We start from the raw sequence: 22,206 nt of genomic DNA, 5'->3' as shown, positions 1-22,206 counted from the left end.
GTCATGAACCCGATTTATCAGCACTATCTTGTCCTTAAAGGTGAACAACCGAAGAAATATGCCCGCGACCTGGCCACGCTGATCGGCATCAGCGAAGCGGAATTGTGTGAAGCGCGCATCGGCGTTGATGCCGTGGCGCTGAAACGCGATTTTCCGGCGTTGCTGAAGGCACTGGGCGCAGTCGGCGAAACCAAAAACATTACCCGTAACGCTTATGCGGTACATGAACACCTGGGTGAATACCACAATGTACAGATTGGCGCGCATGGTGGCCTGGTGCTTAATCCCCGTGCGCTCGATCTGCGCCTGTTCGTCGGTCAGTGGTGCAGCGCCTTTGCTCTGCAGGAGCCGACCGGGCAGGGCGTTCGTCACAGCATTCAGATTTTTGATCGTCATGGCGATGCGGTGCTGAAAGTTTACGCCACGGAGCAGACCAGCATGGCAGTGTGGCAGACGCTGATCACCGACTTTACCGACGCCGCGACGACGCCGCTGGTGGTTGAGCCGGTTGCCGCTGCTACCCTGACGGAGGCGATTGATGCCACCGCCATCGACCGTGAATGGCGCGCCATGACCGATGTTCATCAGTTTTTCGCGTTGCTGAAGCGCCACCAGGTGTCACGACCGCAGGCGTTTCGCGCGGTGGGTGAGGATCTCGCCTGGCAGACCGGCAACGACGCGCTTGAGCGCCTGCTACAGATGGCACAGCAGGCGGGCAATGAAATTATGATTTTTGTCGGCAACCGTGGCTGTACTCAGATTTTCACCGGCAGGGTAGAGAAGCTGCAGCCAGTGGAAAACTGGCTCAACATCTTCAATCCGCAGTTCACCCTGCATCTGATGGCTGATCAGATCAGCGAAAGCTGGGTAACACGCAAGCCAACGGGCGATGGCTTTGTTACCAGCCTGGAACTGTTCGCTGCCGACGGCACGCAGATTGCCCAGCTCTACGGTCAGCGCACGGAAGGTACGCCAGAGCAGTCACGCTGGCGCGAGCAGATTGGCGCACTCCGCACGCCGGGAGCGGCGGCATGAAAAGAGCGATGCTGTTATGGCTGCTGATGACGCTGCCATCACTGGCGGCGGAGCGGGTGGTGTCGATTGGCGGTGACGTCACTCAGATTATCTATGCGCTGGATGCCCAGTCACAGCTGGTGGCGCGCGACAGCACCAGTCTGCGTCCGGCGCAGGCCGCCCGACTGCCGGACGTGGGTTATATGCGCCAGCTCAACGCCGAAGGCATTCTGGCACTGAAACCGACGCTGGTGATCGCCAGCGCGCAGGCGCACCCGTCGCTGGTGCTGCAACAGATTGCCCGCGCGGGCGTCAGGGTGGTCACGGTCAACGGCGACAGCAGCCTGCAGGCGATTCCGCAGAAAATTATCACTGTGGGCCAGGCGCTGCAGCGTGAAAGCGAAGCTCAGGCACTGGCGCAGCAGATGACGCAGCAGATTCGCCAGTTGCCGCAGCAACCGCTGCCGGTAAAAGTGCTCTATATCATGGCGAACAGCGGCATGAAGTCGATGGCGGCGGGAAATCAGACTGCGGCCGATGGCGCCATTCGCAGCGCCGGGCTGGAGAATGCTATGGGCTCGGTGCCGCACTATCAGGCACTGTCGCAGGAAGGGGTGATCGCCGCCGCGCCGGATCTGGTGGTAATAGGCGAGGATGGCCTGAAAACCCTGGGCGGCGAAGCGCAGCTGTGGCAGTTACCGGGTCTGGCGCTGACGCCTGCCGGGCAGCAGCATCGTCTGCTGGTGATCGACACCATGGCACTGCTGGGGTTTGGTCTTGATACGCCGCGGGCAATCGTGAAATTGCGTCAGGCGGCGGAATCGCTGAACCATGATTAAGGATAATGCGCTGCGTGGCCTGGTGCTGATGCTGATCTTCCTGCTGGTGGCGATGGTGCTGGCGGCAAATCTGGGGGCGATGTCGCTTTCAGTGCGGGCGCTGTGGCAGGCACCGCTCAGCGATCTTATCTGGCAGATCTGGCTGGATATCCGTCTGCCGCGCGTGCTGCTGGCGGTGGTGATGGGCATGGCGCTGGCAGTCTCTGGCGCAGTGATGCAGGGTGTTTTTCGTAACCCACTGGCCGATCCCGGTCTGCTGGGGATCAGCAGCGGGGCGGGACTGGCGGTGGCGCTGGCAATCATTATTCCGCTGGCGTTGCCGGCACCGCTGGCATTGTGGCTACCGATGATCGCCGCGTTTATCGGCAGTCTGCTGGTTACACTGCTGATCTTCAGTTTCAGTCGGCTGGCGCGCGGCAATCTTTCGCGGCTGTTGCTGGTCGGCATTGCGATTAATGCGTTGTGCGGGGCGGCGGTAGGCGTGCTGTCATGGCTGAGCAACGACCAGCAGCTGCGCCAGCTGTCGTTATGGGGCATGGGAAGCCTCAGCCAGGCACAGTGGCCTGCACTGCTGATCTGCCTGCTGCTGATTCTGCCAGCCTTGCTGCTGTTACAGACTCGCGCCCGCCACCTTAACCTGCTGCAGGCGGGTGAAGAGGATGCGCACTACATGGGCGTTGATGTGAAGCGTACTCAGCATCAGCTGCTGATCCTCAGTGCGTTGCTGGTCGGTACGGCGGTCTCGGTCAGCGGCGTGATTGGCTTCGTCGGACTGGTGGTGCCACACGTGATGCGTTTTTGCCTTGGCGGCGATCATCGCTGGCTGCTGCCCGGCTCAGCGCTGGCGGGGGCGATTCTGCTGCTGCTGGCCGATACGCTGGCGCGCACTCTGGTGGTTCCGGCCGAGATGCCGGTGGGGTTGCTGACCAGCCTGATTGGTGGTCCGTGGTTTCTCTGGCTGATTCTGCGTCAACAGCGAGGGCTGGAGTGATGGACATTTTACAGGCCAGGGGATTGTGTCTCGCGCGCGGCGGCAAAACTGTTATCGATAATCTCGATGTTACGCTGTCAGGTGGCGAGCTGGTGGCGCTGATTGGCCCCAACGGCGCAGGTAAGTCGACGCTATTGCGGATGCTGACGGGATTTCTGTCGCCCGATCGGGGCGAGTGCTGGCTGGGCGATCGACGGCTGACGGCATGGCCGCGTGAGCAGCTGGCACGACGCCGGGCAGTGATGCGCCAGCAGAACAACCTGACGTTTTCACAGTCTGCGCAGTCGGTCGTGGCGATGGGCCGTGCGCCCTGGCCGGAGGCGCAGACGTCGCAGATTGTGGCTGAGGTTATGCGGCTGACCGGTTGTGAAGGGCTGGCGCAGCGCGATTACCGCCAGCTCTCCGGCGGTGAACAACAACGGGTGCAGCTGGCGCGGGTGCTGGCACAGCTCTGGCATGAGGGAAGACCACGCGGCTGGCTGTTTCTGGATGAGCCGACTTCGGCGCTGGATCTCTTCTGGCAGCAGCAAACCCTGCGTTTATTACGCCAGCTGACGCGCGCCGGAGATCTCACCGTCTGTACCGTGTTACATGACCTTAATCAGGCCTCATTGTGGGCCGATCGCATACTGCTGCTGCACGCAGGCCGACTGGTGGCACAAGGCTCGCCGCAGACGGTGATGACGGAAGCGACGCTGACGCGCTGGTACCAGGCCGATCTGCAGGTAGTGGCGCATACCGGGAGTGGACAGCCGCATATCCAGCTGCGTATTTAGACCGTTTCGCTTTAAAAACATCGCCTTGCGCGGTTTTATTCGCTGATTTTGCGCTATACCTGGAGTTCCGGACAGATTCAAGGAGACCATAATGGCAAAATCATTAGATCAGACCGCTGAGCAACTGGGGAATATTTTACTCTCTTCCGGACTTCATCTGGCGACCGCCGAATCCTGTACCGCCGGGCTGATCAGCATGACGCTGGCCGCGGTGGAAAACAGCGGAGACTTTTATACCAGCGGCTTTGTGACCTACAGCGAAAATGCCAAAATCCGTCTGCTGGGGGTGCGCCCTGACACGCTGAAACAGCATACGGCGGTGAGCGAACAGACGGCGCGGGAGATGGTGCAGGGCGCCTGCGCCCGCTCCGGCGAGCCGGTGGGATTATCCATTACCGGCTATGCCGGACCGGATGGCGGCGAAGATGGTACACCGGCGGGCACCATCTGGTTTGGCTGGGTATTGCCCGACGGCAGAGACGAAGCGGAGTGCCATCAGTTCAGCGGCGATCCGAAATCGGTGATGGAGCAGGGGACACAGTTCGCGCTGGAAGGACTTATAAAACGGCTGCAGCGAGCCGATCGTTAAAGGCGCGAAACGCGCCTTTAAACAGGCTTAGCGGCAGTCGACAATCAGACGACCCTGCACTTTACCATCCAGCAATGCCTGCGCACCTTCTCTGGCTTCACTTAGCGGGATCACCCGGCTCAGCTTACTGAGCCGTTCGCTATCCATCAGCTCACCGAGTCGTTGCCACGCCTGCTGACGAAGCGGCTTCGGACACATCACGCTATCGACACCGGCCAGCGTAACGCCACGCAAAATAAAGGGTGCGACGCTGGCTGGCAGGTCGAGTCCCTGCGCCATACCACAGGCGGCCACCGCGCCGTCGCGCTGGGTGGCGGCCAGCACATTCGCCAGGGTGTGACTGCCTACGCTGTCTATCGCGGCGGCCCAGCGCTCTTTTGCCAGTGGCTTGCCGGGTTGGGAGAGTTCTTCACGGTCAATGACCGATGCCGCGCCCAGCGTATCAATCAGATAGGCATGGTCGCTGGTGCGCCCGCTGGAAGCGATCACCTGATAACCCAGACGCGCCAGCAGGCTGACGCTATAGCTGCCGACGCCGCCACTGGCACCGGTTACCAGTACCGGCCCCTGTTCAGGTGTAATGCCCTGTTTTTCCAGCGCCATCACGCAGAGCATTGCGGTCAGTCCCGCCGTACCGATTGCCATGGTTTGCAGCGGACTCAGCGTGGCGGGCGGGCGCACCAGCCAGTCGCCACTGACGCTGGCTTTCTGTGCCAGGCCGCCCCACTGTTTTTCGCCCACGCCCCAGCCCGTCAGCAGCGCCACATCATCCTCTTTCCAGTCGGGATGGCGGCTGGCCGTCACCCGGCCAACAAAATCGATACCTGGCACCATCGGGAAGTGGCGCACAATCGGGCCTTTGTTACAGATAGCCAGGGCATCTTTGTAGTTCAGGGATGAGTAGCTGACGTCGAGCGTGACATCGTGGTCAGGCAGTTGAGATTCGGGGAGATCTTTCAGCAGGGAACGGTAACCTTGTTCGTCATTTTCAATGACCAGTGCCTTGAACATGCAGCCTCCGGCAGAGTGGGAAAGAGAAGATCAGTTTACGCCTGGCAGATGCAATGCGGTAGGGCAATGGCCCCGTCTCCCGGCAATGAAGACGACACGAGCGGAAAAACAGGCTGACAGCGGCAGTGAGTTAAGTGCATAAATCTGCATATAATTCAGATAATTAGTCGTATTGTGAATTTTTTATGATAAATAGGCTATAAAAATCATGTTGTTACATGAGAAGAGGGTGACTGAATAATTACCTGGTTCGGGTTGTCCATGCCTGAAAAAGATGACATTATGACCGCCACTTTTTGACCCTGCTTCTTTGCCACAGAGGACGTCGCCATGTCCGGTTCACCGCGCATCCGCCCGGATTACCGTTCGCTTTTTCCGGCGCTCACCGGGTTTTCCTCTTTTCCAATATCTCCGTTATTCACCATGCGGTGAGGCCAGCCGGGCAGCGGCTATGGATCTGTTCTCCACGGGCTGCGTAACGCCTTCTGACTGTTAAGTATTCGCCGGGGCACTGTCCCCATAATTGTGCCTCTGGCACTTCCTCCCTGACGTTAGGGATTCTGTTATGACTCCACTGAAAATTGCTGCCAGCGCCGCTGTGGCGCCCAGTCTGACCCTGAACACTGCGCGAGACGTGGTGACGCTGGATAACACCGATTTCACCGATGTGGCGGCGGTTGTCGTCTCGCTGGCGGATACCCGTAGCGGCGTGCTGGCGCTGCTGCGTCATACCGGCTTTAATCTGCCGGTATTTGTCGCTAACGCGTTTGAAGAAGAGGTGATGCACCTGCCCGGCGTCAGCGGTGAGCTGAATGGCGATCCGCAGGAGTGGATCGCGCTGGAAGCGGCTGCGCAGGCGTATGAAGCGGCGCTGCTGCCCCCTTTCTTCGAGACGCTGACCCGCTATGTCGATATGCAGAACAGCACCTTTGCCTGTCCCGGACATCAGGGCGGTGCTTTCTTTAAAAAGCATCCGGCGGGCAAACAGTTTTATGACTTCTACGGCGAGAATGTTTTCCGCTCTGATATGTGCAATGCCGACGTCAAACTGGGCGATCTGCTGATCCACGAAGGCTCGGCCAAAGATGCGCAGAAGTATGCGGCAAAGGTGTTCAACGCCGATAAAACCTACTTTGTGCTCAACGGTACCTCAAGTGCCAACAAAGTGGTGACCAATGCGCTGCTGACGCGTGGCGATCTGGTGCTGTTCGACCGCAACAATCACAAGTCGAACCATCATGGTGCGCTGATTCAGGCGGGCGCGACCCCGGTTTATCTTGAAGCGACGCGCAATCCTTTCGGCTTTATTGGCGGCATTGACGCGCACTGTTTTGATGAGGCTTATCTGCGCGAGCAGATCGCGGCCGTGGCTCCGCAGCGCGCGGCTGAAGAGCGGCCTTTCCGTCTGGCGATCATCCAGCTGGGCACCTACGACGGCACGGTCTACAACGCGCGCCAGGTAGTGGATCGCATCGGCCATCTGTGTGATTACATCCTGTTTGATTCCGCGTGGCTCGGTTATGAGCAGTTCATTCCACTGATGGAAGGCTGTTCGCCGCTGACCCTGCAACTGAATGAGAACGATCCCGGCATTTTTGTCACGCAGTCAGTGCATAAGCAGCTGGCAGGTTTTTCGCAGACTTCGCAGATCCATAAAAAAGATAATCATATTCGCGGACAGCGCCGCTTCTGCCCGCATAAGCGACTGAATAACGCCTTTATGCTGCACGCATCAACCAGTCCGTTTTATCCGCTGTTTGCCGCACTGGATATCAACGCCAGAATGCATCAGGGCGAAGCGGGGCGTCGCATGTGGGATGAGTGCGTCACGCTGGGTATTGAGGCGCGTAAAGCGATCCTGGATCGCTGTGAGATGATCCTGCCGTTTGTGCCGGAGACGGTAGATGGCCAGCGCTGGCAGGATGCGCCCACTGAGACGATCGCCCGCGATCTGCGCTACTTCAGCTTTGAACCGCAGGCGAAGTGGCACGGTTTCGCGGGCTATGCGCGCGATCAGTATCGGGTGGATCCCTGCAAGCTGCTGCTGACCACGCCGGGGATTGATGCGGCCAGCGGTGAGTATAGTGATTTCGGGATTCCGGCGACCATTCTGGCGAACTATCTGCGCGAAAACGGCATTGTGCCGGAGAAGTGCGATCTCAACTCAATCCTGTTCCTGCTGACCCCGGCAGAGAGTCCGGAGAAGATGGCGAATCTGGTGGCGATGCTGGCGCAGTTCGAACAGCACGTCAAAGAGGATGCGCCGCTGGCCGAAGTGCTGCCGACCATTTATCGCAAAAATGCCGAACGCTATGCCGGGTATACCCTGCGTCGCCTCTGTCAGGAGATGCACGACCTTTACGTCAGTCACAACGTCAAGGATCTGCAGCGCCTGATGTTCCGCGCCGCAGAGTTCCCGCCGGTCAGGGTGAATCCGCAGGATGCGCATCAGGCTTATATTCGCGGCGAAGTGGAGCTGGTGCCGATAGCCGAAGCGCAAGGCCGGGTTGCCGCGGAAGGTGCACTGCCTTATCCACCGGGTGTGCTGTGCGTCGTCCCGGGGGAAGTCTGGGGCGGCGCGGTGCAGCGTTACTTTCTGGCGCTGGAAGAGGGGCTTAATCTGCTGCCTGGCTTCTCGCCAGAGCTGCAGGGCGTTTACACCGAAGAGGATGACCAGGGACGGAAGTATCTGGTGGCCAATATGATAGTGGGGCGCTGATCTGAGCGTGGGCAGAGGCGGGTAGCGGCCCGCCTGCCTTTTTGTTCGCTGCGCGAACGGGGCTGAGAAGGTTTCGCCTGGCGGCGGTGTACGCTTTGCAGCGAGCTGGCACTTAATGGGTTTTCGCCTGGCAGCGGGCTACGCTTTGCAGCGGGTATGCACTGAGCAGGTTTTGCCCGGCAGGCCATGGGTTCGCTGCGCGAACGGGCTGTGAGAGGTTTTCGTTCGCTTAGCCGCGGGCTAACACTGAGCGGGTTCCGCCCGCCAGGCGATGGGGAGTTTCAGGTTGCCTGAGCAGGCGGACGCGTCAAGGGGCGGACGCCCGCCCCTTAACTATCCCGGCGTCCGGCTGCCTGCGCGCCCCGCTGTGCGGGGTGCCTTCGTCACGCCCTGCGGCCGACGGACCGTCCGGACTCGCCATCCCTGGCTCGTGCCGTCCTTTCGCCGACGTCCTGTCGGCTCATCCTGGCCTGCGGTTGTTCCTCAGCGCTTCGGACGCCTCTGGGAAACCCCCGCCTGTGATTTCTTTATGTTTTCTTTGGTGCACAGTTGCCTGGTGGTCTGAAAGCCAGTCTCAATTCCTGAAGTTCACCGCAACAATCTTAGTTACCTGAAAACGAGATAACAGCGGGTAGGGTTGAATGCCATTCTGTGTGCTGAGCCGAAAGTCAGAGGCAATCCCAAAAAAATACAGCGATAAAGTACCCGGCATAACAAGATGAGATAACAGCGGGTGGGTTGAATAACATTCGGTCTGCTGAGCCAAAAGTCAGAGGCAATCCCAAAAAAACTACAGCGAAAAAGCACTCAACATAAAAGCAGAAATAACAGCGGGCGAGTTGAATGCCATTCTGTTTGCTGAGCCGAAAGTCAGAGGCAATCCCAAACTCACAGCGACAGCGAACCCAATATAAGAAGAAAAGATAACAGCGAGGGGGTGGGGAGGCCGTCAGAGCCGCTGAGCGGATGAGGGATTTCAGGACGAGCGACAGGGATGTCGCGAAGAGGCGGGTTCGCGCCATGGATGGCGCGTCCCGCCGTTCCGTGAGAAATCCTGAAGAGGCGAAGGAACCGCGAAGCGGCGGTGAAGCAGGCCGGAGCCCGGGGTCAAGGGGGCGCGGCGACTGGCGCCCCCTTGTCGGTCGCCTGCAGAGGCGAATCTGAAACTGCCCGGCTAATCAGGCGAACGAAACCTTCTCATAGCCCGTTCGCGCAGCGAACACTCCCAGCTTCAGGCGCTTCACTCCTGATCGCCTGGCGGGCGGAACCCGCTCAGTGCATACCCGCTGCTAAGCGAACGAAACCTTTTCATAGCCTGTTCGCGCAGCGAACAATCCCAGCTTCAGGCGCTGCACCCAAGCCCGTTCGCGCAGCGAACACTCCCCCCGGCTTTAGCGCTGAGCCAATCAGAATCCCCGATAACTCTTCTGCGCGGTACTCACCTTATAAAGATAACGACGCGACTCCGCCGACGGATGCTGGTTCGCCAGGGTCGAATAAACTTTGCTCGGTGACATGCCGTTAATCATCGAAAACGCTCGATCTTTATCGCTGGAGAAGACGCGCAGCACGCTGCCTGCGCCGCCGTTATAGGCGGTGATCACCGCATAACGACGTGACACCGGATCCTGAATGCCGCCCAGATAGCTACGCTGCAACAGCGACAGATAAGCGGTACCCGCATCAATATTGTTCTCCGGATCCAGCAGATAGCTGCGGCTCGGCTTGCCCCATTTACCCTTCATGCGGAACACGTCAACACCGGCAGTATGCTGCACCACCTGCATCAGACCCAGCGCATCAGAATGGCTCACGGCGTAGGGGTTAAAGCTCGACTCGGTCTGCATAATCGCCAGAATCAACGAGGCATCAACACCATACTGATCGGCGGCTTTACGCACCATCGGCAGGTATTTGTGCGCACGCTTATCCAGGTGGTTCGGCACCATCGGAATCGAAATGGTGTAAATCACATGCAGACCCGAGGTGCGGCGCTGCAATTTATTCTGAATCAGATAGTCAGCAAAGGCTTCCGCGCGACCCTGCCAGCGAATCGGCTGACCGGTATTATCCAGCACCTGCCCATACAGCAGCGGCTCTTTACTGATTTCAATATCGTTGGCGTCAGAGTAGAGATCGACATTACCCGGATCTTCGCCAATCAACAGGGTGGTCACGATTGCCTGACGCAGGCTGGCCATAGGATCGGTGCCAGAAATCGTCTCGATGGTCAGCTTACCGCTTTCAAAGTTAATGTGGCTGCGGGTGTAATAGTTGTCGCTATATTTGACGTAATCTTTGGGTCCGGCGATCAGGACCTCATTGATACCCCAGATATTCTCAATATTATGAGCAAACTGCCCCATCAGAATATCAAAGGCGTTGGTATCTTTTACCCACTCCTCGTGGGACTGCTGTTTCTTTGACCCGGAACAGGAAACCAAAAGTGGTGCTATCACCAGCAGGGCGATTAATTTTTTATTCATTGGGAATGCAAGCCTGACCTGGATAACCGGCCTCAGCGATGAGGCCCGGAATGTTTACGCTTCTGGCGGTGTATAGCCTTCGATATGAACGTCTTTACCTTCGAACAGGAAATTGATCATCTCCTTCTCCAGCACTTTACGATCTTCGGGATTCATCATGTTGAGCTTCTTCTCGTTGATCAACATGGTCTGTTTCGCCATCCACTTCTGCCAGGCTTCTTTGGAAATGTCGTTGTAAATGCGCTTACCCAGATCGCCCGGGTAGAGCTGAAAATCCTGTCCTTCCGCGTCGCGCTGTAAAAAAGTACAAAAAATAGTGCGGCTCATTATTCTTCCTCATTAATCTCACAACTGTTCAAAGCCAGTTGTCGGGGATAGCGCAGCTCGTGTAACAGGCGCTCAACGGGTGCGGCTAATCCCACAGATGGTGGCAGCGCTAAGTTATACCAGAGACCGCCTGCTTCATCCATCGCCGCCCCGACAGAAGGCCACGTCAGCCACATTGGCACGATATCGAGATGGAAATGGCTGAAGGTGTGACGGAACGCAGTAAGCTGCTGCGGTTTTGCATGGATGCCGCGGGCCGCCAGCCAGTCTGTCATCGCCGCTTCCGTTGTGAACTGCGGGAAGCAGAACAGGCCGCCCCACAAGCCCACAGGCGGGCGCTGCTCCAGCCAGACATCATCACCATCCTGCATCATCAGGAACCAGCCGCTGCGCTCTGGCAGCACCTGCTTAGGCTTCTTACCGGGATAGCTCGCCCAGCTGCTGCTGGCATACGCCTCACAACCGCTGTTCAGCGGGCAGATTTCGCACTTCGGCTTCGATCGGGTACAGACGATAGCACCCAGATCCATCATCGCCTGATTAAACTGGCTGACGCCCTCGGCGGGTGTGACCTCTTCGCTGATCTGCCAGAGCCGCTTTTCGACCTCTTTCTTACCCGGCCAGCCGCTGACAGCATAGCAACGGGCCAGCACGCGCTTGACGTTGCCATCCAGAATTGGGAAATGCTGCCCCAGTGACAGCGACAGGATCGCGCCCGCCGTGGAGCGGCCTACGCCGGGCAGGGCAGAGACATCATCGAAATTACGCGGGAACTCGCCCTGATGAACCTCGACAATCTGCTTTGCGGCTTTATGCAGATTACGCGCACGGGCGTAGTAGCCGAGGCCGGTCCAGAGATGTAACACCTCATCCAGCGGAGCCGCAGCCAGATCGGTGACCGTGGGGAAGCGCGCCATAAAGCGTTCAAAATAGGGAATAACCGTGACAACCTGGGTTTGCTGTAGCATCACTTCGGAGAGCCACACCTTGTAAGGCGTTTTCTCCAGCTGCCACGGCAGGGTTTTGCGACCAAAGCGCTGATACCAGTCCAGCACCTGTTGCGCGAACTGCGGCGCTTGCATCATAAGAAGGAAATTTTCCGTGTTTACTCTACACTCAGGCAGGAATTCCAGCACATGCGCACCTGGGTGTAAACCGGAAGATTGCAAAGGCTTGCTTCTGCTTATGAACTTTGCATAATGCCCGTTTCCCGGAACAGGCTAACCAGCAGGCTTTTACATGATTAATGACGTCATCACCCCAGAATTTGATGAGAACGGGCGGCCATTACGCCGGATCCGCAGCTTTGTGCGTCGGCAGGGCCGCTTAACCAAAGGCCAGCAGCAGGCGCTGGACACCCTGTGGCCGGTCATGGGGGTGGAATATCAGCCGGAGCCTGTCGATCTGCCCGCGCTGTTTGGCCGCGAAGCCCCGGTGACGCTGGAAATTGGCTTTGGTATGGGTGCTTCGCTGGTAACGATGGCGCAGAACACGCCGCATCAGAACTTCCTGGGTATTGAAGTGCATGCGCCGGGCGTGGGTGCCTGTCTGGCCGCTGCCAAAGAAGCCGATGTGCAGAACCTTCGGGTGATGTGCCATGACGCGGTGGAAGTGCTGGAGAAGATGATTCCGGATAACTCGCTGCGCATGGTTCAGCTCTTCTTCCCCGATCCGTGGCATAAAGCGCGTCACAATAAACGCCGTATCGTCCAGGTGCCTTTTGCCGAGCTGGTGATGCGTAAACTGAAGCTGGGCGGCGTTTTCCACATGGCGACCGACTGGGAAGCCTACGCGGAGCATATGCTGGAAGTGATGAACAGCATCGATGGTTACCGCAACCAGTCAGAACAACAGAATTATGTGCCGCGTCCTGAGACGCGTCCACTGACCAAGTTTGAGCAGCGCGGGCAGCGTTTAGGCCACGGCGTATGGGATTTAATGTTTGAGAGGGTGAAATAATGGCCACACAACGCAGCCGCCGTTTACGTAAAAAACTGCACATTGATGAGTTTCAGGAACTGGGCTTCTCGGTTGCCTGGCGCTTCCCGGAAGGCACCAGCGAAAGCGAAATTGATGAGACGCTGAACCAGTTCATCAATGAAGCGATCGACCCTAATGGCCTGGCCTTCGATGGCAGCGGTTACCTGGTGTGGGAAGGTCTGGTTTGCCTGCAGAAAACCGGCAAATGCACCGATGAGCATCGTGCTCTGGTTCGTAAATGGCTGGAAGATCGCAAGCTGCAGGACGTTCAGATGACTGAACTCTTTGACGTCTGGTGGGACTAAGTCGTCACACAGTGTCGGGCTGAGGCCCGATCAAAGGGTTTCAGACCCGATCTTAGGGAGTAGATATGATGCGTAAAGCGCTTCTTGCTGTGCTGCTGGTGGCAGCAACCCAGGCTCAGGCAGCCTATGAATGCAGCGTTAAGCCGCAGGACGATGTGGTGATTAAGCCGCAGATCGTGCAGGTGGTCGGTGCCAACGGCAATATGGAAATCTCGCCGCAGGGCGACGTGCAGTTCAATGGACAGAAGGTCACGCTCGATACGGCCGGACGCCAGAAAGCGATCGACTATCAGAACGCGCTGCGTCGCGATCTGCCGTGGATCGACAGCGGGGCGACATCACGTCTGGAGAAAGGGCGTGCGGCACTGGATCAGGTCATTGTTGAAAAACTGGGCACCGACAGCAACGTGCGTAATCGCCTGACCACGCTGAATGGTCAGCTGAAACAGCAGATGAACCGCATCATTGAACACCGTGAAGATGGGCTGACGTTCCACCATCAGGCGATTGATCAGGTTCGCGCCGAAGGTGAAAGGCTGGTGCAGTCGACACTGGGCGGCGTGATGCAGGATAGCCTGAACGAGATGGGCAGTAAGCAGGGCAGCGGCGGCAGTAATCCGCTGCAGGCGATTATGGGTAATCTGGGCGGTTTGCAGCAGTCGATTCAGGCTGAGTGGAGCAAGCAGGAGCAGGATTTCCAGAACTTCGGTCACGAGGTGTGTAATCGCGTTATTTCGCTGGAAGATCAGCGTAAACAGCTTACCGGCGCACTGAAAAAATAGGTCAACGCCTCAGCCTGTCGGGCTGAGGCGCTTTTGTTACTCTTCCGCTAAGAACAGCTCCAGCAGCGAATTCAGGAACAGCTTCCCTTTCTCCGTAATCTGCCACTGCTCCGCGGTTTCAGTCACGTAACCCGCGGCAATCGCGGCATCCATCTGCGGACGGATCACCTGCTCTGATAAACCGGTATAGCGGCTGAACTCGTCACGCGGCGCGGCTTCCAGCAGGCGAAAGCGGTTCATGAAATATTCAAACGGCTTGTCGCTATCGGCAACGTCATACTGCTTTTCGCGGTAGTTCCCCTGCATAAATCCACGCGGATGACGGGTTTTCACCGTGCGGACTATGCGGCCATCCGGTTGCGTCAGCTTACCGTGTGCGCCACACCCAATCCCCAGATAGTCGCCAAAGCGCCAGTAGTTGAGGTTGTGCTCACAGCGATAACCCGGCTTCGCGTAGGCGGAGGTCTCATACTGCTGATAACCGGCAGCCTGCAACAGCTGATCGCCCTGTTCGAAAATATCCCATAGCGCATCATCATCCGGCAGCACCGGCGGGCGTGAGCCAAACAGGGTGTTGGGTTCAATCGTGAGCTGATACCAGGAGAGATGCGGTGGATTAAGCGCAATCGCCTGACGTAAATCATCGAGCGCCTCTTCCAGCGACTGATCGGGCAGGCCATGCATCAGGTCAAGGTTAAAACTGCGCAGCGAGAGCGACTCTGCCAGTTCAGCGGCGCGGACCGCCTCTTCCGGGCCGTGAATGCGGCCAAGGCGCTGCAGCTTTTGCGGACTGAAACTCTGTACGCCAATCGAAATACGGTTGATACCGGCGCGCTGATAGGCGCTGAACCGGTCCGCTTCCACGGTGCCCGGATTGGCTTCCATGGTCACTTCCGCATCGGGCGAGAGCGTCAGACGCTCCCGCACACCATCCATCAGCATCTGCATCGCGCTGCTGCTCAGCAGGCTGGGCGTGCCGCCACCGATGAAGATCGTGCGCACTTCCCGGCCATTGATCAGCGGTAAATCGCTCTCCAGATCGCGCAGCAGGTGCTGCACGTATTCAACGTGCGGCACCTCATCTTTCAGCGCGTGGGAATTAAAATCACAGTAGGGACATTTCTGTACGCACCACGGAATGTGGATATAGAGACTTAACGGCGGCAGATTAGGCATTACGCATCGCTTCCAGCAACAGCGTCAATGCTTTACCCCGGTGAGAAACTGCACCTTTCTCCGCTTTACTCAGTTCGGCCGCGGTTTTACCCAGTGCCGGGACAAAGAAAATCGGGTCGTAACCAAAACCACCGGCACCAGCGGCGGCGCGGGTGATCTCACCCTGCCAGCTGCCATGGAACACCAGCGGGGTCGGATCTTCCGCATGACGCAGATAGACCAGCACGCAGTGAAATTGTGCCTGGCGCTGACCGTCCGGCACGTTTTCCAGCGCCTGCAGCAGCTTCTCCAGGTTCTGTTGATCGCTGGCCTCATCACCGGCGTAGCGCGCCGAGTAGATGCCGGGCGCGCCGCCCAGCGCATCTACGGCCAGGCCGGAATCATCGGCAATAGCCGGTAATCCGGTGATCTGTGCCGCGTGACGCGCCTTGAGAATCGCGTTCTCAATAAAGGTCAGGCCGGTCTCTTCCGCCGATTCAACCCCAAGGTCGGTCTGTGCGACGATATCCAGACCAAAGGCGGAGAGTAACTCCGCCAGCTCACGCACTTTGCCGGGATTGCCGGTTGCGAGGACAACTTTTTGCATAACAGTTCCAGTTTGATTCATTTACAGCAGATACCAGAGACCCGGGAACAGGTCCATGCCGAGAAAGTTCAGGGCATACAGCACCAGGATGACGATCATTGCTGAGAAATCGATGCCGCCCATCGCAGGCAGAATACGGCGAACAGGTGCCATCATCGGCTCGGTTAACTGCACCAGCAGATAGTCGACAGGACCCCGGCCCTGGCTGATCCAGCTCATCAGGGAGCGAATAATAATCACCCAGAAGACCAGATAGCCGGCGGATTTAACCAGCGACAGCAGGCCGACCAGCAGATTGGTTGGGTCGACCGAGAAGACGCCCACCTGAATCAGCAATAAAATCGGGTATTTCAGCGTAGTCAGCACAAATGCCAGCAGCAGCGAGGCGGTATCTATCGGTCCCAGTGCCGGCAGTATACGGCGCAGCGGCTTAACAATCGGCTGTGTCACTTTTACGACAAACTGCGCCACTGGATTGTAAAAATCGCAGCGGGACCACTGCATCCAGATGCGTAACAGCAGCACCATGACGTAGAGATCGATCAGCGTTTTTACTAAAAACGTCAGTGTTAACATGAAGTTCCTCTGTTATTGTTGTGAGTTGTGCGCATAATCTCGTGCGCCAAAAATGGCGGTGCCGATACGCACCATCGTACTGCCTGCGGCGATTGCCGCCTCCATGTCATCGCTCATTCCCAGCGAAAGCGTGTCTGCATGCGGATAGTGCTGTTGCAGCTGCCGGAAGGCTTCCGCCATCTGCTGACATACCGCCAGCTGCCGCGCGTAATCACTCTCTGCTGCCGGAATCGCCATTAATCCGCGCAGCCGCAGTTGCGGCAGGGCAGCGATCTGCTCCGCCAGCCCGGAAACGGCCTCCAGCATGATGCCAGATTTGCTGTTCTCGTCACTGATATTTACCTGAATTAACACATTCAGCGGTGGCAGCGAAGCAGGCCGCTGATCGTTGAGCCGCTGCGCGATGCGCTGGCGGTCAATGGTGTGACACCAGGCGAAATGTTCCGCCACCAGACGGCTTTTATTGGACTGCAGCGGGCCGATGAAGTGCCACTCCAGCTCAGGATGTGCGGCCAGTGCCTGGACCTTTTCAACCCCTTCCTGAACGTAATTTTCACCAAAGGCAATCTGGCCAGCGGCAAAGGCTTCTTCGACCGCGCTCGCAGGTTTGGTTTTACTGACTGCAAGCAGGGTAATTTCTTCTGGTGCGCGGCCGCAACTCGCGGCAGCAGCAGCGATTCGCTGCCGCACTTGCTGTAGGTTCTGCTGGATTGAGGTCATAGTCAGGAGAAATTATGAATCTGGATGAAATGGTGGGGCTTAGTGTAAAGCATAATGCCGCCGATCTGCACCTTTGCAGCGGACATTTGCCCTACTGGCGGCGGCAGGGAAGGCTGGAGGCGATTCCGCAGCAGTGCCCGCTTTCTGGTGCATGGATGGCGCAGTTTATGGCCCGCTGGCTAAGTGACCCGCAGCGTCAGGAGCTGGAGCGCGCAGGGCAGCTCGATTTCGCTCTGAGCCTGGCCGATGGTCAGCGTCTGCGCGCCAATCTCTTTATGCAGCGCAACGGCCTGTCACTGGCACTGCGCATCATCGCCACGGCATGCCCGACGCTTGCGAGCCTGCAACTGCCCGCCATTGTCCCGACGCTGCTGGAGCAGCAGGATGGGCTGATTCTGGTGACGGGTGCGACCGGCAGCGGTAAATCAACCACGCTGGCGGCGCTGGTCGATGCGCTGAACCGCCAGCAGGCGCGGCATATCATCACGCTGGAAGATCCGATTGAATTTATCCATCACAGCCAGCAGTCGCTGATACAGCAGCGTGAAATCGGCCTGCACTGCGGTTCGTTCTCGCTGGGGGTAAAGGCAGCACTGCGTGAAGATCCCGACGTCATCCTGCTGGGCGAACTGCGCGACAGCGACACTATTCGTCAGGCGCTGACTGCTGCGGAGACCGGCCATCTGGTGCTGGCGACGCTGCACACCCGTGGCGCAGCGCAGGCGGTGGATCGGCTGGTTGATGTCTTTCCGGCAGAGGAGAAACAGCTGGTGCGTACTCAGCTGGCGGGCAGCCTGAAAGCGGTAATTGCACAGCGGCTGGTGCCATCAGTTGCCGGTTCGCGCATCGGACTGTTTGAGGTACTGATCGCCACACCGGGCATCACCAATCTGATCAGAGAAGGCAAGATGCACCAGATCCCTGCGCTGTTACAAACCGGCGCACAGGCCGGTATGCAGACGTTTGAGCAGAGCAGGCTGGCGCGTCAGGCAGCCGGACTGATTGAGTGAGGATGTCAGTAATGGTTTTCGAACCAGTCCTGCAAAATGATGGCAGCAGACTGTGAGTCGACCGATCCTTTATTGAGCGCACGATAGCCGCCGCGTTCAAACAGGCCAGCACGCGCTTCTACCGTGCTGAGTCGTTCATCCTGCAGCTCCACGCGGATGCCAAAGCGCCCGTGCAGGCGGTTGGCAAATTTACGTGCGCGATCGGTCAGCGGCTGCTCGGTGCCATCCATATTCAGCGGTAATCCCACCACCACAAAATCGGGCTGCCACTCTTTCAGCAGTTTTTCAATTACCAGCCAGTCCGGGATGCCATCCTGCGCTTTCAGGGCGGTCAGCGGACGGGCGCTGCCAGTGAGTTGCTGACCTACGGCGACACCAATACTTTTGGTGCCGAAGTCGAATCCTAACAGAGTTTGAGTTGACATCAGGCGTGTCCGGCGTCGCTGGCCATGTTGTGAATATCGACGCCAATACTGCGCGCCGCTTCGCGCCAGCGCTCTGAAATCGGCGTCTGGAACAGGATGTTGCTGTTAGCAGGCGTGGTCAGCCAGGCATTTTCCATCAGCTCATTCTCCAGCTGATCTTTTTCCCAGGCGCAGTAACCCAGCGCGACCAGCACGTTAGTGGGCTGAGACGCCGTACCGATCGACTCCAGCACGTCACGGGACGTGGTGATGATCGTGTTATCGGAAACACGAATACTGGAGGTAAAGGTGCGTTGCGCGGAGTGCAGGATAAAGCCACGATCTTCCGCCAGCGGGCCGCCGGTAAACACCGGTTTATCCAGCTTGATCGCCGGATCGCGATCGTCAGCAGAGATTTTGAGCTTCTTCAGAATGCCTTCAACCGTCAGGTTTTCCATGGGTTTATTGATGATCAGTCCCATTGCACCCTCTTCATTATGTTCGCAGAGATAGACCACGGAACGTTTGAAGAAAGGATCCTGCAATGAAGGCATGGCAATCAAAAAGTGATGTTGTAAATTCATTCTCACACGATGTACCAAAAAAATAACCGGCACGCGACGGCCGCACCGGTATTGGGTTGATCACGGAGCTTCGCCCCGGCGTCATGCTCAGCCCAGGCGCTTCTCAATGGCATCCATCAACATGCCGGTGATGGAGATCGGGAACGCAGCCTCAATTTCACGAATGCAGGTTGGGCTGGTCACGTTAACTTCAGTCAGTTTATCACCGATGATGTCCAGACCGACAAAAATCAGCCCTTTTGCTTTCAGCGTCGGGCCAACACGGCGCGCGATTTCCCAGTCGCTTTCGCTCAGCGGACGCGCTTCACCGCGACCACCGGCGGCGAGGTTGCCACGCGTTTCACCGCCCTGCGGGATACGCGCCAGGCAGTAAGGCACCGGCTCGCCATCGACGACCAGCACGCGTTTGTCACCCTCGGTGATCGCCGCAATATAATTCTGCGCCATGCAGAAACGGCTCTCATGCTCGGTCAGGGTTTCGGTAATCACGCCAAAGTTAGGATCATCTTTCTTCACGCGGAAAATCGACGCACCACCCATGCCATCCAGCGGCTTCATGATGATGTCGCCATGCTCCTGCCAGAAAGCGCGCAGCTGCGCTTTGCTGCGGGTCACCAGGGTATCAGGCGTAAACTCGGCAAACCAGGCGGTGTAGAGCTTTTCGTTACAGTCACGCAGGCTCTGCGGTTTGTTCACGATCAGCGTACCCAGCTCTTCAGCGCGCTCCAGAATATAGGTCGCATAGATGAACTCGGTATCGAATGGCGGATCTTTGCGCATCAGCACCACATTCAGGTCAGCCAGCGGGATCACCTGCTCGCTGCCGAACTGATACCAGTTCTCAGGGTTCTGCTCGACGGTCAGCAGGCGGGTGCGGGCCGAGGCCACGCCACCGCGCAGGGAGAGATCGTGCATCTCCATGTAGTGAATTTCATAACCACGGCGCTGTGCTTCCAGCAGCATAGCGAAGCTGGAGTCTTTTTTAATATTGATGGACGAAATAGGGTCCATCACGATGCCAAGTTTAATCATTATTATCTCCTCGGTGAGGCGGTATTTACCGCCTCGTCTGGTTCGGTCTGCAGTGGGCCGATCGGTCAGGACATCATGCCTGCTCTCTTTCCGCTGAAAGTATCGCTTAACCCAGGTCGCCAAACCTCACCTGAAGTGCCGTAATGGCCGTCAGCGCGGTAGTTTCGGTACGCAATACCCGTGGGCCAAGCAGAATGTCAGTAAAATCGTGCTGCGCCGTCATCGCAATCTCGTCCGCAGACAAACCGCCTTCAGGGCCAATCAGCAACCTTACCCGCTCAACAGGCTGGGGCAGCGTGTTGATGCTGTGGCTGGCGCGCGGATGCAGGTTAAGCTTCAGTCCGCTATCTGCTTCTGCGCACCAGGCTTCCAGCGTCATCGCTTCACGAATCTCCGGCACGCGATTACGGCCGCACTGCTCGCAGGCGGCAATAGCAATTTTCTGCCACTGCTGGATCTTCTTCGCCAGACGCTCAGCATCAAGCTTTACGCCACAGCGCTCGGAAAACAAGGGTGTAATGACATTCACGCCCAGTTCGATCGATTTCTGGATAGTGAATTCCATTTTTTCACCTCGCGACATCACCTGACCTAAATGCAGATGTAACGGTGACTCGCGATCGTCCGGCTGGCTCTCTGTGACCGATACTTTTACACGCTTTTTATCTACATGCGTGATCTCTGCTGCAAAAGTCAGATTAGTGCCATCAAAGAGTTCCAGACGCTGACCTGCCGTCATCCGGAGCACCCGGCCCACATGATTGGATGCATCTTCATCCAGGGTAATTTCACTGCCGATGCTTAATGGCCCGGCGTGATAGATGCGAGGTATACGCATAAGGTTCCTGAGACCGGACGCCGCGCTGCAGCGGCGTCATTGGAAAAAGAGCTAGTGTAGGGCAGGGATTTTAGCGCTGGCAAGCCTGCTGCACATAAGGATTGTGATTGCCCTGAACCTTTGCAATGCGCTGGTCGCGTTCGCACTCCCAAATTGTTACGGGATAGAGCTTGTTCCAGGCGGTAAACAGCTGCGTCTGCTGGCGCGAAATACGCAGATGATACTGGTCGCGCATATAGAAATAGGTGCGGGCAATGGCACCACGCGCCCGCGCAGGTGGCTCCGCCTGTTTGAGTTTAAAGTCGATCTTCATCTCACACTGGCCGTACTGCTGCTCGCTGCCGTTCCATTGACTGTAGGCGAAGTTGCCACGGTCGCCATTCACTTCACCCACCGCAGGCTGCAGGTTGTGCAGGTCGGTTTCGATGCGGCGGTAGTCGGGATCTTTGCTGCAGTTTTTACGACCGCCATCCTGCCAGCACTGACGCTGATGGCCAAACTCCCAGGCCGGCATCACATGTTCCCACTCAATGCGTGCGGCGCGATTGGCGTTTTTGCGCACCTGATAGCCACAGCTGTTGAGATCGGGAATCCCCTTTTTTCCCTGCCACTGAATCTTACAGCCACAGTAAAAAGAACCCGGTGCATCGGCGTTGATCGCCGCCGCAAAGGTTTTGGCCTGCTGAAAGTTATTTTGATGATAGTTATTCAGGTTAAGGGCGTCAGCGGCGGGCGCAAACAGCAGCGCAACCGCCAGACTTAGTATGCGAGACATATTCCAGATTTCTACTCAGTACGAAAAAGGGCGGCAGGGTAACAGAATGTGGAATAGGGCGGAATGGGGATTCTTCTCAGGACGCGACAAATTCACCCGCGGTCAGCAGGCTGCCACAGTGCACGCAGCGATATTCACTCTCTTTGCGCAGTATACGATTGTGGCGGCGCACGGTCAGCTGATGCTGCTGACACTGACAGCGGTAGGCAAAGGTGTTGCTGCGTACGGATGCGATCTCAAACTGGTGAGTACGCCGTGCCGGAACGCCCAGCACCTGCTCCATCATCCACTTCCACTCTTTGCCGTGCGGCGCAACGCGACCAAATTGCTTCCAGACCAGCAGATGCGCCAGCTCATGCGGCACCACTTCATCGATAAATGCCTGCTGGTTTTCCAGCAGCAGCACAGGATTGATGCGAATTTCCCAGGACGCCAGCCAGGCGGTGCCCGCCGCCGTACCACGCTGCTGGTAGAGCAGCTTCGGTTCCGGATAACGGGTTTTCAGCGCCTGATTCGCACGTTCAAGCGACTGGCGCAGCGAGCGCATTACGGCTTGCTGCAGGGCAATGGGGAGACGAGGCGTTTTCATGGCGCTCAGAATAATCGCCGCCGCGCAGGAACTCAACGTCGCCAGCGACAAGTGTGGTTCTGGCCGGGGGAAAATTTCTGGTTTAAATATTGTTATG

The 22,206-nt window shown here is 57.7% G+C and carries 24 protein-coding genes; 10 read left to right on the top strand and 14 right to left on the bottom strand.

What is annotated here, in order from left to right; genetic code table 11:
- The first annotated feature begins 3 nt into the window (after positions 1-3).
- The 5 genes from ACO6VX_RS12060 to ACO6VX_RS12040 all read left to right on the top strand — a co-directional run bounded on the left by ACO6VX_RS12060 (position 4) and on the right by ACO6VX_RS12040 (position 4,209).
- Positions 4-1,035, top strand: coding sequence for a hemin-degrading factor (locus tag ACO6VX_RS12060; RefSeq protein WP_422458141.1), 1,032 nt, complete (start codon positions 4-6; stop codon positions 1,033-1,035).
- Positions 1,032-1,853, top strand: a complete 822-nt coding sequence (locus ACO6VX_RS12055; protein WP_422458140.1) for a heme/hemin ABC transporter substrate-binding protein — start codon at positions 1,032-1,034, stop codon at positions 1,851-1,853. The genes ACO6VX_RS12060 and ACO6VX_RS12055 overlap by 4 nt, the downstream gene beginning before the upstream one ends.
- Entirely contained in the window at positions 1,846-2,844 is a 999-nt protein-coding gene (locus tag ACO6VX_RS12050) for a FecCD family ABC transporter permease (RefSeq protein WP_010671078.1), read from the top strand. The genes ACO6VX_RS12055 and ACO6VX_RS12050 overlap by 8 nt, the downstream gene beginning before the upstream one ends.
- The gene (locus tag ACO6VX_RS12045; RefSeq protein ID WP_081113819.1) at positions 2,844-3,620 is read left to right on the top strand and encodes a heme ABC transporter ATP-binding protein; all 777 of its coding nucleotides are present in this window, start codon (positions 2,844-2,846) and stop codon (positions 3,618-3,620) included. The genes ACO6VX_RS12050 and ACO6VX_RS12045 overlap by 1 nt, the downstream gene beginning before the upstream one ends.
- A 91-nt stretch (positions 3,621-3,711) precedes the next feature.
- Positions 3,712-4,209, top strand: coding sequence for a CinA family protein (locus ACO6VX_RS12040; protein ID WP_010671076.1), 498 nt, complete (start codon positions 3,712-3,714; stop codon positions 4,207-4,209).
- A 27-nt stretch (positions 4,210-4,236) separates the two neighbouring features.
- Here the strand turns inward: ACO6VX_RS12040 and ACO6VX_RS12035 are convergent, their stop codons facing one another.
- Positions 4,237-5,220 (bottom strand): MDR family oxidoreductase, encoded by a 984-nt coding sequence (locus ACO6VX_RS12035; protein WP_050679660.1) that lies wholly within the window; start codon positions 5,218-5,220, stop codon positions 4,237-4,239.
- A 565-nt stretch (positions 5,221-5,785) separates the two neighbouring features.
- Between ACO6VX_RS12035 and ACO6VX_RS12030 the strand changes: the two genes are divergently transcribed.
- Positions 5,786-7,939: an ornithine decarboxylase gene (locus ACO6VX_RS12030; protein WP_022623848.1), complete on the top strand. Its 2,154-nt coding sequence runs from the start codon at positions 5,786-5,788 to the stop codon at positions 7,937-7,939.
- Positions 7,940-9,345: 1,406 nt separating this feature from the next.
- Here ACO6VX_RS12030 and mltC read toward each other — a convergent pair.
- The 3 genes from mltC to mutY are packed head-to-tail and all read right to left on the bottom strand — an operon-like array spanning position 9,346 to position 11,837.
- Entirely contained in the window at positions 9,346-10,425 is a 1,080-nt protein-coding gene (gene mltC, locus ACO6VX_RS12025; RefSeq protein WP_010248892.1) for a membrane-bound lytic murein transglycosylase MltC, read from the bottom strand.
- A gap of 54 nt (positions 10,426-10,479) precedes the next feature.
- Positions 10,480-10,752: an oxidative damage protection protein gene (locus ACO6VX_RS12020; protein WP_003853409.1), complete on the bottom strand. Its 273-nt coding sequence runs from the start codon at positions 10,750-10,752 to the stop codon at positions 10,480-10,482.
- Positions 10,752-11,837, bottom strand: coding sequence for an A/G-specific adenine glycosylase (gene mutY / locus ACO6VX_RS12015; protein ID WP_418796183.1), 1,086 nt, complete (start codon positions 11,835-11,837; stop codon positions 10,752-10,754). Before mutY ends, ACO6VX_RS12020 begins: the two co-directional genes overlap by 1 nt.
- A gap of 154 nt (positions 11,838-11,991) precedes the next feature.
- Here mutY and trmB point away from each other — a divergent pair, with 154 nt between their 5' ends.
- The 3 genes from trmB to ACO6VX_RS12000 all read left to right on the top strand — a co-directional run bounded on the left by trmB (position 11,992) and on the right by ACO6VX_RS12000 (position 13,819).
- Positions 11,992-12,711 (top strand): tRNA (guanosine(46)-N7)-methyltransferase TrmB, encoded by a 720-nt coding sequence (gene trmB, locus ACO6VX_RS12010; RefSeq protein WP_010248887.1) that lies wholly within the window; start codon positions 11,992-11,994, stop codon positions 12,709-12,711.
- Positions 12,711-13,037 carry a YggL family protein gene (locus tag ACO6VX_RS12005; protein ID WP_003853403.1) on the top strand — a complete coding sequence of 109 codons (327 nt, stop codon included), beginning with the start codon at positions 12,711-12,713 and terminating at the stop codon, positions 13,035-13,037. Before trmB ends, ACO6VX_RS12005 begins: the two co-directional genes overlap by 1 nt.
- Before the next feature lie 65 nt (positions 13,038-13,102).
- Positions 13,103-13,819, top strand: a complete 717-nt coding sequence (locus ACO6VX_RS12000) for a DUF2884 domain-containing protein (protein ID WP_422458139.1) — start codon at positions 13,103-13,105, stop codon at positions 13,817-13,819.
- A 36-nt stretch (positions 13,820-13,855) separates the two neighbouring features.
- On the opposite strand, the gene hemW is transcribed toward ACO6VX_RS12000, so the two are convergent.
- Genes hemW through ACO6VX_RS11980 form a run of 4 tightly spaced genes read right to left on the bottom strand, consistent with a single transcriptional unit; the run spans position 13,856 to position 16,877 of the window.
- Positions 13,856-14,995, bottom strand: a complete 1,140-nt coding sequence (gene hemW, locus ACO6VX_RS11995) for a radical SAM family heme chaperone HemW (protein WP_022623847.1) — start codon at positions 14,993-14,995, stop codon at positions 13,856-13,858.
- On the bottom strand, positions 14,988-15,581 hold the full coding sequence (locus tag ACO6VX_RS11990; protein WP_311979087.1) for an XTP/dITP diphosphatase: 594 nt from the start codon (positions 15,579-15,581) through the stop codon (positions 14,988-14,990). The genes hemW and ACO6VX_RS11990 overlap by 8 nt, the downstream gene beginning before the upstream one ends.
- 21 nt (positions 15,582-15,602) lie before the next feature.
- Entirely contained in the window at positions 15,603-16,157 is a 555-nt protein-coding gene (locus ACO6VX_RS11985) for a YggT family protein (RefSeq protein ID WP_010248879.1), read from the bottom strand.
- A gap of 12 nt (positions 16,158-16,169) precedes the next feature.
- On the bottom strand, positions 16,170-16,877 hold the full coding sequence (locus ACO6VX_RS11980; RefSeq protein WP_010671071.1) for a YggS family pyridoxal phosphate-dependent enzyme: 708 nt from the start codon (positions 16,875-16,877) through the stop codon (positions 16,170-16,172).
- 14 nt (positions 16,878-16,891) lie between these two features.
- Here ACO6VX_RS11980 and ACO6VX_RS11975 point away from each other — a divergent pair, with 14 nt between their 5' ends.
- Positions 16,892-17,887 (top strand): type IV pilus twitching motility protein PilT, encoded by a 996-nt coding sequence (locus ACO6VX_RS11975; protein ID WP_129063129.1) that lies wholly within the window; start codon positions 16,892-16,894, stop codon positions 17,885-17,887.
- 5 nt (positions 17,888-17,892) lie between these two features.
- Here ACO6VX_RS11975 and ruvX read toward each other — a convergent pair whose 3' ends face one another.
- The 6 genes from ruvX to ACO6VX_RS11945 form a co-directional block, all read right to left on the bottom strand.
- Complete coding sequence (ruvX, locus tag ACO6VX_RS11970; RefSeq protein WP_003853387.1) at positions 17,893-18,312, bottom strand: Holliday junction resolvase RuvX; 420 nt, start codon at positions 18,310-18,312, stop codon at positions 17,893-17,895.
- The gene (locus tag ACO6VX_RS11965; RefSeq protein WP_010248870.1) at positions 18,312-18,875 is read right to left on the bottom strand and encodes a YqgE/AlgH family protein; all 564 of its coding nucleotides are present in this window, start codon (positions 18,873-18,875) and stop codon (positions 18,312-18,314) included. The genes ruvX and ACO6VX_RS11965 overlap by 1 nt, the downstream gene beginning before the upstream one ends.
- 87 nt (positions 18,876-18,962) lie before the next feature.
- Positions 18,963-19,907: a glutathione synthase gene (gene gshB / locus ACO6VX_RS11960; RefSeq protein WP_010248868.1), complete on the bottom strand. Its 945-nt coding sequence runs from the start codon at positions 19,905-19,907 to the stop codon at positions 18,963-18,965.
- A 106-nt stretch (positions 19,908-20,013) separates the two neighbouring features.
- Complete coding sequence (gene rsmE, locus ACO6VX_RS11955) at positions 20,014-20,745, bottom strand: 16S rRNA (uracil(1498)-N(3))-methyltransferase (RefSeq protein WP_010248866.1); 732 nt, start codon at positions 20,743-20,745, stop codon at positions 20,014-20,016.
- A 70-nt stretch (positions 20,746-20,815) separates the two neighbouring features.
- Positions 20,816-21,520 carry a deoxyribonuclease I gene (endA, locus tag ACO6VX_RS11950; RefSeq protein ID WP_031594098.1) on the bottom strand — a complete coding sequence of 235 codons (705 nt, stop codon included), beginning with the start codon at positions 21,518-21,520 and terminating at the stop codon, positions 20,816-20,818.
- Positions 21,521-21,596: 76 nt separating this feature from the next.
- Positions 21,597-22,109 carry a SprT family zinc-dependent metalloprotease gene (locus ACO6VX_RS11945; RefSeq protein WP_069026548.1) on the bottom strand — a complete coding sequence of 171 codons (513 nt, stop codon included), beginning with the start codon at positions 22,107-22,109 and terminating at the stop codon, positions 21,597-21,599.
- Between the last annotated feature and the right edge of the window lie 97 nt (positions 22,110-22,206).

Origin of the sequence: Pantoea sp. BJFS-204 (assembly GCF_049310725.1) — a bacterium.
Classification (GTDB): Bacteria; Pseudomonadota; Gammaproteobacteria; order Enterobacterales; family Enterobacteriaceae; genus Pantoea; species Pantoea agglomerans.
This window is presented reverse-complemented; position numbering and strand designations above follow the sequence as displayed.

Coding starts and splice junctions, on each gene's coding strand:
- ACO6VX_RS12050 (WP_010671078.1), top strand. CDS start 1,846: ATGATTAAGGATAATGCGCTGCGTGGCCTGGTGCTGATGCTGATCTTC.
- ACO6VX_RS12045 (WP_081113819.1), top strand. CDS start 2,844: ATGGACATTTTACAGGCCAGGGGATTGTGTCTCGCGCGCGGCGGCAAA.
- gshB (WP_010248868.1), bottom strand. CDS start 19,907: ATGATTAAACTTGGCATCGTGATGGACCCTATTTCGTCCATCAATATT.
- rsmE (WP_010248866.1), bottom strand. CDS start 20,745: ATGCGTATACCTCGCATCTATCACGCCGGGCCATTAAGCATCGGCAGT.
- trmB (WP_010248887.1), top strand. CDS start 11,992: ATGATTAATGACGTCATCACCCCAGAATTTGATGAGAACGGGCGGCCA.
- mutY (WP_418796183.1), bottom strand. CDS start 11,837: ATGATGCAAGCGCCGCAGTTCGCGCAACAGGTGCTGGACTGGTATCAG.
- ACO6VX_RS11945 (WP_069026548.1), bottom strand. CDS start 22,109: ATGAAAACGCCTCGTCTCCCCATTGCCCTGCAGCAAGCCGTAATGCGC.
- ACO6VX_RS12055 (WP_422458140.1), top strand. CDS start 1,032: ATGAAAAGAGCGATGCTGTTATGGCTGCTGATGACGCTGCCATCACTG.
- ACO6VX_RS12035 (WP_050679660.1), bottom strand. CDS start 5,220: ATGTTCAAGGCACTGGTCATTGAAAATGACGAACAAGGTTACCGTTCC.
- ACO6VX_RS11965 (WP_010248870.1), bottom strand. CDS start 18,875: ATGAATTTACAACATCACTTTTTGATTGCCATGCCTTCATTGCAGGAT.
- hemW (WP_022623847.1), bottom strand. CDS start 14,995: ATGCCTAATCTGCCGCCGTTAAGTCTCTATATCCACATTCCGTGGTGC.
- ACO6VX_RS11980 (WP_010671071.1), bottom strand. CDS start 16,877: ATGACCTCAATCCAGCAGAACCTACAGCAAGTGCGGCAGCGAATCGCT.
- ACO6VX_RS12030 (WP_022623848.1), top strand. CDS start 5,786: ATGACTCCACTGAAAATTGCTGCCAGCGCCGCTGTGGCGCCCAGTCTG.
- mltC (WP_010248892.1), bottom strand. CDS start 10,425: ATGAATAAAAAATTAATCGCCCTGCTGGTGATAGCACCACTTTTGGTT.
- ACO6VX_RS12000 (WP_422458139.1), top strand. CDS start 13,103: ATGATGCGTAAAGCGCTTCTTGCTGTGCTGCTGGTGGCAGCAACCCAG.
- endA (WP_031594098.1), bottom strand. CDS start 21,520: ATGTCTCGCATACTAAGTCTGGCGGTTGCGCTGCTGTTTGCGCCCGCC.
- ACO6VX_RS12060 (WP_422458141.1), top strand. CDS start 4: ATGAACCCGATTTATCAGCACTATCTTGTCCTTAAAGGTGAACAACCG.
- ACO6VX_RS11975 (WP_129063129.1), top strand. CDS start 16,892: ATGAATCTGGATGAAATGGTGGGGCTTAGTGTAAAGCATAATGCCGCC.
- ACO6VX_RS12040 (WP_010671076.1), top strand. CDS start 3,712: ATGGCAAAATCATTAGATCAGACCGCTGAGCAACTGGGGAATATTTTA.
- ACO6VX_RS11990 (WP_311979087.1), bottom strand. CDS start 15,581: ATGCAAAAAGTTGTCCTCGCAACCGGCAATCCCGGCAAAGTGCGTGAG.
- ACO6VX_RS12020 (WP_003853409.1), bottom strand. CDS start 10,752: ATGAGCCGCACTATTTTTTGTACTTTTTTACAGCGCGACGCGGAAGGA.
- ACO6VX_RS11985 (WP_010248879.1), bottom strand. CDS start 16,157: ATGTTAACACTGACGTTTTTAGTAAAAACGCTGATCGATCTCTACGTC.
- ruvX (WP_003853387.1), bottom strand. CDS start 18,312: ATGTCAACTCAAACTCTGTTAGGATTCGACTTCGGCACCAAAAGTATT.
- ACO6VX_RS12005 (WP_003853403.1), top strand. CDS start 12,711: ATGGCCACACAACGCAGCCGCCGTTTACGTAAAAAACTGCACATTGAT.